Origin of the sequence: Methylocucumis oryzae (assembly GCF_000963695.1) — a bacterium.
GTDB lineage: Bacteria > Pseudomonadota > Gammaproteobacteria > Methylococcales > Methylomonadaceae > Methylovulum > Methylovulum oryzae.
Genome location: NZ_LAJX01000367.1, coordinates 1 through 1,419, shown reverse-complemented (window position 1 = coordinate 1,419; position 1,419 = coordinate 1). Strand labels below are relative to the sequence as shown.

Below are 1,419 nucleotides of genomic sequence, written 5' to 3'. Positions count from 1 at the left end.
GTTAACCAGCAGCGCATCATCGCTGTCGCGTAACGGAACTTGATGAGCGCGGTCTTGGGTCAGGCCTTACATTTGACGTGACACCTTTGTTTGTTTGGTGATTTTGATGTAAATTGTAAGGCCTGACTCCGTTTGTTCTGACCCCGTTTGTTCTCAAAGTTTATATCAATTTGCTAAGTGAGGAGTCCATGTCATCATCCTATAAGCGCATCTTATGGCCTTTCGAAGCACACCGACGGCACGGCTTTCTCATAAAAAATTAACTTGCTTAAGTGTTGAAATGAGTGTCTCAGGTAAATCAACAAATTCCTCGATTTTTTGCTGAAAATTCTTCGCGCCTGACCAGCGCAGTAGATTGGCCGAAAAGCAGCGTAATTTTGCCATTATTTGAGCTTGGTTTCCGTTTTTGACCAACACATTATCTTCCTTGAAAGTGACATCTAAAATCCAATTATTAGATTCCACGCCCCAGTGTTTGCGTATGGTGTCCGCCAATTCTGAGCCTTGTTTAGCGGAGCTAACCATTTGATTACTTATGTAATAAGAGGTGTCTGTCGTCGTCTTTTCAGTATGGGTGTTGAACGTTTCCCGATGAACAACAATCAGCGTGTTTATAGCGCTTTTTTGCCAACGCGTATCAAGGCTTGTCGACGCCATCGAAAATAGCTGCGCCTGACGTGTTGTAATCCGACCATGTCCCGGATCGACCGTCTGATTTTGAGCTATCATCAGCGATGCATTCTGAGCGACTTCCTGACATTGTGCCAATAAAATCGGCTGGTTTTCCTTAACTTGGACAACATAGCTGCCTTTCGATTGGGCGATTTGCGCGGTCGTTTCCGGATTACAATGATGCGCATCCAGCGTGATTTTTTTCTTTTCTAACCCCGTGTCTTTAAGGAAATCGCGTACAACGGTTATTTCGCTGGATTTCTCACCCACTTGGCGGGCTTGCGCTACATCAATTCGGCTATCATGGGATACCGCATGAACCAAGGCTTGTTTTTCGCACGACTTGAGCGTCCCTCTCAGCGTTTTTCCGTCTACAGCAATCCATTCGTTGTCAACCGATAACGTGATGTATGCATCAAAACAGTCGTAAATAAGCACGTTCAAATCGTCCCAATTTAACTGCGCGAGCATTCTTGGCAAATGGGCTCGTGAGATCGGCATCGCATCTTTTTCTCCTGTTATCTTACGCAACCATTTTATTTTGTTGGTAATATAGCGGTGCAGTTCCGATACCTTCGAACGGTTCGACATTAAGCCCAATACAACCGCTGTGATTAAAAAATGTAGCGTGTGTCTTTTTCCTCGAGTATCGCGTTTTATCGGGGAGTTTTTTGATTGCTTTTATAAATTTTTTCCTTTTTTGCCTAGATTCCGTTTTATTTATAGCACGCTCTATGGACATCTTTC

2 protein-coding genes are annotated in these 1,419 nt (G+C 44.0%); both read right to left on the bottom strand.

The genetic code is table 11. The features are described 5' to 3' along the window. Positions 1 to 249 precede the first annotated feature (249 nt). Complete coding sequence (locus VZ94_RS21710; protein WP_157845021.1) at positions 250 to 1,263, bottom strand: ISAs1 family transposase; 1,014 nt, start codon at positions 1,261 to 1,263, stop codon at positions 250 to 252. Continuing rightward, positions 1,196 to 1,419, bottom strand: a 224-nt coding sequence (locus tag VZ94_RS27530) for a hypothetical protein (protein ID WP_045780844.1), incomplete at its 5' end; no start/stop codon positions are given. The genes VZ94_RS21710 and VZ94_RS27530, both read right to left, overlap by 68 nt.

Bases quoted from the DNA above. Each gene is read 5' to 3' on its own strand.
- VZ94_RS21710 (WP_157845021.1), bottom strand. From the start codon at position 1,263: ATGTCGAACCGTTCGAAGGTATCGGAACTGCACCGCTATATTACCAAC.